Origin of the sequence: Campylobacter concisus (genome assembly GCF_002913945.1) — a bacterium.
Lineage (GTDB): Bacteria > Campylobacterota > Campylobacteria > Campylobacterales > Campylobacteraceae > Campylobacter_A > Campylobacter_A concisus_P.
The window spans coordinates 21,299-29,159 of sequence record NZ_POZK01000007.1 but is presented as its reverse complement, the minus strand read 5'-3'; the positions used below and the strand labels follow the sequence as shown (position 1 = coordinate 29,159).

Sequence of the window (7,861 nt, the reverse complement as noted above, 5' to 3'; positions counted from 1 at the left end):
AAAATAAATATATAAGGACTTAATATGCAATTTTTACCTTGGGCAATAATTTTATTGCTAATTTACGTAATTTATTTTCTAATGATACGTTATGAGAAAAGAATATCAACTCTTAGCAAATTAATTGAACAAAATAGTGATGGCATTAAAGAAAATAGGGATTTGATTGGACAAAATAGATCACTTATTGAAAAAAATAAACACGATATCGAAAAAAATACAAAAGACATCATAACAAATGTTGAAAAAGTAGATATCGATTTGGAAGACTAAAGTTTCTGGTTTCTTATCTCGGCTATTGATAAATTTGCTAGAATTTTTTTATTTAAGATTTTAGCAAATCTTTTTTTATTTGAAAATTTTATATTTATTGTATTCTTTAGCCAGTAAAAGTTGTGTATGTATTTCTTGTGGGCGTATATAGAAAAAAATTATAGTTTTTGAAGAATAATCTTAATTTTTAAAAAAATAAATCAAGACTTTATGCGTCAAGCTGCTTCATCAAAAGCACAAGCCCTATTCTATCCTTTACATTTAGCTTACTATAAATCGAGCTTGTATGTGCCTTGACCGTCCTTAGTGTAATGCCTGTTTTTTCTGAAATTTCATTATTTGTTAGACCCTGATAGATTAAATCTGCAATTTCTCTTTCCCTTGAACTAAGCTCAGAGAGATCGGTCTTTTTGTCTACCTTTTCACTTTCGCTATTAATATATGAGCCGGTTAGCTCACTAATCATTGCCTGAACAAATTCTTGGTAAAGCCATATATTTCCATTAAAAATAGCTTCAAAAGCATCTTCAAAGTGTGTCTTTCGCATGTGAGAATTTGCATAGCCCTTGATTCCAAGCGTAAGCAGATGCTTGCCTTCGTTTATCGTTGGCCTATTTGAGAGAATGAGTATTTTTATATTTGGGGAATTTTCAATTATATTTTTTATAACATCATCAATATTATCTTTAAAAACATCAATATCAATGCCTATAATATCAACATCATCATTTATATGAGAAAAAAACTCTTTTCTATTATGTATAAATTTCACATCGCTATTGCCAGTAAAATAGCTTCTCCAAATATTGTTTAATGCACTATTTTGTGTAAATAAAATAACTTGCATTACCTTTCCTTGGATTATTTATATGATTCTTTCATAAATTTTTTTACTATTTATAAAAAATTCTACGTGACGACTTTCGCCATTTTTGTGTATCTTGTAATCTATTGATGAGAAAAATTTAGTAACCACTGAGGATTTTTCTTCTAAAAAAATAGTCATTTCAAAAAAATCTTGTGATATAGCATATTTATAAGGGATATTTAAATTTAAAATTCCAGGATCAAAGTCCAATTTATCCAAACTCTGGTCATAGCCTTTTATTAAAATTTTAATGCTTTTTACTATATCATCTTGAATTTTTATATTTTCAAATAGTTTTTTATGTCTACTAGTAACATCTACTAATTGTAAAAATTCTATTTCACAATCACTAAATTTAAATCGTTCAATTTCATCATTAACTATATCGCAGTAATGATCATCTTTTATGAGATAGAAATTTTGTAAATTTTGAAATTTTTCAATCTCATATTCACCAAATTTCTTATCATAAAAAGCGATCTTGCCCATTACCTCTCCGTTAAGGCATTTTGTTTTGCCTTTAAAATAGGCTTTAATAAATAATCAAGTATTGTCTTTTTACCGGTAATGATATCAGCTGAGACTATCATACCAACTTTTATTCTAAGCGGTTTTTCTTCACTACCTAAATAATTTTTCTCAGTTTCTATCCTGACCAAATAATAGCTCTCGCCAGTTTTTTCATTAGTCTCTGTATCAGCACTAATCTGTGTTACTTTGCCTTTTAAACCACCATAAATACTAAAATCATAAGCTGTAAATTTAACCATCGTATCAAGCCCAGGTCTCAAAAATGCAACATCAGCTGGTTTTACTTTTACTTCAGCAACCAGTTTATCTTCAAGAGGAACGATCTCAGCAATATTTTCACCAGGCTTAATAACTCCTGATACGGTATGAACCATCATTTTGCTGACAATACCATTTACTGGAGATCTTACATATGTTCTTTCTACTCTATCACTTAGGCTGATTTGTGATTCATTTATCCTTGCGATCTCTGCTGAAACCTCATTTAGCTCTTTTTTTGCATTGTTTTTAAATGCAAGTTTTGCTTCTTCGATCTTATTTTTAGCTTCTTTTATAGTTGATTCAACTCTTGGCACAGCAAGAACGGCAGCATCGAGCTCTCCTCTTAGATCATTTACGCGTCTTTGAAGCTGGATGTATTCAACCTCACTAACAAGACCTTTTTTAAAGATTGGCTCCATAATGGCCTTTTCTTTTAGAACAAGGTTGTAGCTATTTTGAGTTTGAGAAATTTTATTTTTTAGTTCGACCAACTCACTCTGGCGTTGATGAATTTGCTCTGTTAAAATTCCTATTTGCTCATTTAAATGATCAATATTTGAATTATGCAGACTTAGTTCATATCTTATGGCTTTACTATTATTCGCATCTCTAGCTTCATCATAGTCAAATTCCTTATCATTTGCCTCAGCATCAAGTCTCATAAATTTTGCTTGAAGTTCATCAAGTCTTAGTTTTGACTCACCATAACTACTCGTAAAATTTTTATTATCTAGCCTTATTAGAATTTGATCTTTCTTAACTTCATCACCCTCTTTTACAAAAATTTGATCGACTATACCGCCTTCGAGATTTTGTATCGCTTGGTTTTTTCCAGACGGGATGATTTTACCACTACCTCTTGTGATCTCATCTATTTGTGCCCAAGAAGCCCAAACAAGAAGCCAAAACATAGTTATAGCAACCGTATAGAGTATCTTTTTAGATGTAGATGGGGCTTTAGCCAAAACAGCCTCAGAAAGACTTGACATAAATTTCAAATCATAAGCATCATAATTTTTTGTTTGAAGATTAGACTTTATGTCATCTACACTATTTAAAATTTTATTACTAGCTTCCTCTTGTTCTTTTATGTTATTTTCAGAAATTAATCTTTTTTCAGTTTTTGGATTTTCATTTTGTTTGTTCTTGATATCTTCTTGCATAATCACTTCCCACTAAGTCTTGCTAAAACTTCATCTCTTGGTCCGTCCAATAAAATTTTGCCATTGTCCATAACTATAAGTCTATCAACAAGATCTAGCATCGACGTCCTATGTGTAACAAGCAGCATCGTTTTATTTGCTGTATTTGTCTTTAAATTTATTTTTAACTTATTTTCAACCGTATTATCAAGAGAATTTGTTGGCTCATCAAGCAAAATAATAGGACTATCTAGCAAAAATGCCCTAGCCACAGCTATGCTTTGACGCTGCCCACCACTTATGCCATCGCCTCTTTCAAAGACTGGCATATCAAATCCAAGTGGGTGAGCATTTACGTATTCATCAACTCCACTTACTTTGGCTGCTTTTATAATCTGGATATCATCAACATATGGTGCTTTTTGAACAATATTTTCTCTAACCGTTCCTTTAAAAAGCACAACATCTTGTGGAACGTAGCCGATGTTTCGCCTAAGATCGGCTGGATCGATTTGATTAATATCTATTCCATCAATCAAAACCGAGCCTTCAGTTGGTGAGTAAAGTCCCAAAATAAGCTTTTGTAAAGTAGTTTTTCCAGAGCCATTTTTGCCTATAATGCCAACTTTTTCACCTGGCTGAATAACAAAATTTATCCTATCAAGCGAACCCTTTGTGGTATCTGGATATGTAAAGCTTACATTTTTAAACTCAATCTTTCCATCAAAAGAATTTCTTCTAACAAATTTTTTACCCTCTGGCCTTTCAACAGGCATTTGCATAATCTTACTAAGACTTTGATATGCTGTTTTTGTCTGCTCAAAATTTGCAGCAAGTGAAGCCACCTGCCCCATAGGAGCGATAGCGCGAGAGCTAAGCATAACCGCAGCGATAAGACCACCCATTGTAAGATGTGTATCTTGTATCATGTAGACGCCAAGAACGATGATGGCAATAGTATTTAATTGCACTAAAAAAGATGTAACAGTCGTTATTGAAGTTGTGATAATTTTTGATTTAATGCTTCTATTTGCTATCTCACCAGTTGCCTCTTCCCAGTTCCACTGTATATGTCCGCTAGCACCAAGGGTTTTGATAGTTTCAAGACTGCTAAGGCTCTCTATTAAAATTCCATTTTTTATAGCCGAAGCCTCAAATGTACTTTTAATAGCATTTTGAAGTGGATCTTTTATAAAAAATGTATAACATAAAATAGCTATCATGATAACAATTGGCACGAGTACGATATAGCTTCCTATAAAATAAGTAACTATCAAGAAAATGATCGCAAATGGAAGATCGACAATGGCTGCCAATGAGGCTGATGAGAAGAAATTTCTAACCGTATCAAACTCTTTTAGATTACTAGCAAAAGAACCAACAGATTTTGGTTTATTGCTAAATTTCATATCCATAACACGCTCAAATAAAATAGAACTCATTATGATATCGCTCTTTTTGCCAGCAATCTCAAGAAAATATGATCTTACAAATTTTAAAAAAAGATCTATGCCATAAACTACACTTACACCAAGTGCCAAGACCCAAAGTGTCTCAACCGCATTATTTGGCACGACACGGTCATATACGTTCATCGTAAAAAGCGGACTAGCAAGAACAAATAAATTTATAATAAAACTTGCAAGAACAACATCAAAATAAATCTTTTTTGAACGTTTTAGAGTTCCCCAAAACCAGTGGTCATTTCCAGCATCAATTAGCTTTGTTGAGCTAGTATCCTCTGGAACAAACTCGCGCTTTAGATAGTATGCATAGCCTAAATATTCTTCTTTTAATTTACTTATTTCTATAGCGCTAGTACCAGTTGAAAGTTCTGGTGTTATGATATTTGCTGTCTTTTTATCTTTACTAAAAGATTGCAAGATGCAAGCTTTTTTGCCTCTAAGCATTAAAATGCAAGGTAAAACTAAAGGAGAGATTTGTTCAAGATCTTTTCTTACAAGAGTAGAAGCAAAGCCAGCACGAGAAGCAGCACGAGAAAATAAAGACCTTGAGCTTTTAAGTGAAAAAAGCTCAATTTCATCGCCATCTTTTACTGGCAAGCCAATAGTTAAAGCATCAGCACTATATGGATTATTATGAAGCTTGGTAAAAATAACCAAACATTGAAGTAGTTCATCTTTTATCTTATCACTATGCATCTATCATCCAATGTTCTTAATTTCATCTATATAAATTCCTTGCATATTTTTAATGCCAAGATCAATTAGCTTTTTCTTCTGCTCTTCGCCTTCAACACCAATTGCGATCAAAATAATGTCTTTTGAGCTTAAAACAACGTCAAGCGATTGTTTTGTATTTACTCCTGACTTATCACTTAAGAAGTCGATTAAGACATTTGACTGAATTTTTACATAATCAGGGTTAAATTCTTTTAGCTTCTCAATACCTTTTGCATTAAGCTCGAAGTGGTCAAAACCAAATCCAAAGCCAAGCTCTTTTAATTTTTTAGTAAGCTTAACTATACTTTCTATGCTAATATCGTCTTTATTTGGAATTTCTATATAGTTTTTATATTTAGAAATTTGGCTTATCTTTTTAAGTGCAGCTTCAAGTTTTGAAAAATTTTCATCTGAGTTTAATATCTCTTTGCCCAAATTTATTGCCAAGTTGCCACTTGGTAAGATATTCTCTGGTAAAATTCTAGCCACCCTATTTAAGATATGAAGATCAAGCATCGCACCTAAATTTAGCTCATTGACCATCGGCATGAAATATGAGGCCATACGCCATACGCCATCTTTATCAACAAGCCTCAAATAAAGCTCATACTGCTCAAAATTTGAATTAAGATCAATCACTTTTTGAGCTGCGAATTTAAATTCATCCTCTTTTATTGAGTCAAAAATAAGCTCTTTATACTTCTCTTTACCAATCACTAAAGTATTTTGATTTTCATTAAATACCTTATATGTAAAGCTTCCAGCAAGTCTTGAGCTAGCCAATGTAACGTCAGCTGAAGTAAGAAGTGTCTTGATATCAGTATTTGGTGAATACTCAACTATCGCAGCATTTACTGGATACTCGCTATCATTTAGCGCAAAATTTGCATAAAGCTTTTTAAACTCGTTCATAATTTCATCACATAGAGCCAAGAAATTTGATGAATTTCTACCATACGAAAGTACGATAAAATCATTATCGTTAAGCCTTGCAACAATCGCATTTTTATCATTATGAATTGATTTTTCTTGTAAAATTTGAGCTATTTTCATTATAACGCTTTGCCATTTTTCAAAGCCAAGCGTACTTTTTAAATTTATTAGATCTTTAAAACTAACAAGTAAAGCAACACCACTTGAATATTCTTCACTTGCTAGATACTCACTAAATTTAGTTTGAAAAAATCTTCTGTTATTAGCACCACTCATTGTATCTTTATATAAAAGCTCTTGATATTTACTGAGTGTAGCTGCCTCTCTCTCAAAAATGTCTTTTACCTTGCTAACCATAGAGTTCATAGCTAGAACCATTTTTTTAAGATCGGCTGTAAATGGAATTCTTTTCTGAATAATAAATTTATTATCAAGTATGGCCTCAGCCTGATCTTGAACCTTCATAAGCGGCCTAAAAATAGCTTTTAGAGCAAAATATGCCACCACAAGAGTGACAATTATCATTAGAAGAAGAAAATTAAAAATATTTTTTGAGTTGGTATAAAGCTCATTATAGGCAAGTGCAGTGCTGCCTTGAACATAAAGCGTACCAAATTTTGCCCAGCCAGTCATAATCTCGCTATCTGCTATTGGTGCTTCAAACTTGGCTATTTTGTAAAACCATTCAGGAATATCTTTAACAACAGTTTGTTGAGAATTTTCAATAAGAACCTTACCATCAACATCTTCAAGCTTGATAAGCTTGTATCTGCCGCTGTCAAACATAGAATTTATCATTGTTTGAGCCAAGGACATATCGTCTGGATCGATAATAGGTTTTAAAGCAAGTCCAAGTGAATTTGCTGTATGCCTTGCATTTTCACCAAGTTGGTCATTAATATATCCATTTAGGCTCTTAAAATTTAAGTAGCCAACAGCCATAAAAATCATGATACCAAAAGTTATCACGGCGATCATAATTTGTTTAAATAGCGTCATAAATCCTCTTTTCCTATCCTATCTATTAGTTCCATCCACTTAGGATTTTGTTTTTTATTTCCACCTGGTATTGCTTGACCAAGACCTTCTTGTTTTGCCAAGTATAGCGAATCACCATTAAAACTATAAACTGGAACAAGGTCTGTTCTTTGAGTTGCGATTTTTATTTTACCATTTATGTTATCTAAAATTAATGGAATAGATTTTGGTGTATCGTAGTATGCTAAAACCATATGAGCTTGATTGTATCTTAAGGCTTTAACATATGTGAAGTATAATTTTTGAGTTGGAATTCCTAGCTGCTTTAGTGTAAAATATTTTGCAATAACGTAGTCTTCGCAGTCACCAGCACCTTTTCCTATAAATTCCATTCTAGTAGCCCAATAATCCTTTTTGTGCCAAAGCTGCATATCATCAACCCATCTAAAAGAGTTAAAAAAGTCATTTACTTTTATTAATTTCTCTTGTTCAGTTGCATCTTGCAATGAAGTCATTAAAGAATTTAGAGCAGAAGCCCTTCTTCTTGCATCTTCTCCATAAATTTTAGCTACCTTTGCTATGGTTGTTGATTTTATAAAATCTCCAATAGCACTTGCTAATAATAAAAAAAGGACGCTTACAATAAGCGTCCAAAAATTTGTCTTGACCCTCATGGTCATTACTTTTTACAT

The 7,861-nt window shown here is 32.3% G+C and carries 7 protein-coding genes; 1 reads left to right on the top strand and 6 read right to left on the bottom strand.

Annotated elements, in window-relative coordinates:
- Positions 1-24 precede the first annotated feature (24 nt).
- Entirely contained in the window at positions 25-273 is a 249-nt protein-coding gene (locus tag CYP64_RS01985; RefSeq protein WP_021090800.1) for a hypothetical protein, read from the top strand.
- Positions 274-481: 208 nt separating this feature from the next.
- Here CYP64_RS01985 and CYP64_RS01980 read toward each other — a convergent pair whose 3' ends face one another.
- The 6 genes from CYP64_RS01980 to CYP64_RS01955 are packed head-to-tail and all read right to left on the bottom strand — an operon-like array spanning position 482 to position 7,843.
- Entirely contained in the window at positions 482-1,120 is a 639-nt protein-coding gene (locus CYP64_RS01980) for a response regulator transcription factor (RefSeq protein WP_103600173.1), read from the bottom strand.
- An 18-nt stretch (positions 1,121-1,138) separates the two neighbouring features.
- A complete protein-coding gene (locus tag CYP64_RS01975; protein WP_103648481.1) occupies positions 1,139-1,630 on the bottom strand; it encodes a DUF5416 family protein in 492 nt (163 codons plus the stop codon).
- A complete protein-coding gene (locus tag CYP64_RS01970) occupies positions 1,630-3,096 on the bottom strand; it encodes an HlyD family type I secretion periplasmic adaptor subunit (protein WP_103648480.1) in 1,467 nt (488 codons plus the stop codon). Before CYP64_RS01970 ends, CYP64_RS01975 begins: the two co-directional genes overlap by 1 nt.
- A 2-nt stretch (positions 3,097-3,098) precedes the next feature.
- Entirely contained in the window at positions 3,099-5,237 is a 2,139-nt protein-coding gene (locus CYP64_RS01965; RefSeq protein ID WP_054196398.1) for a type I secretion system permease/ATPase, read from the bottom strand.
- 3 nt (positions 5,238-5,240) lie between these two features.
- Positions 5,241-7,190, bottom strand: coding sequence for a bifunctional diguanylate cyclase/phosphodiesterase (locus tag CYP64_RS01960; RefSeq protein WP_103648479.1), 1,950 nt, complete (start codon positions 7,188-7,190; stop codon positions 5,241-5,243).
- Entirely contained in the window at positions 7,187-7,843 is a 657-nt protein-coding gene (locus CYP64_RS01955; protein WP_054196396.1) for a transglutaminase-like cysteine peptidase, read from the bottom strand. The genes CYP64_RS01960 and CYP64_RS01955 overlap by 4 nt, the downstream gene beginning before the upstream one ends.
- Between the last annotated feature and the right edge of the window lie 18 nt (positions 7,844-7,861).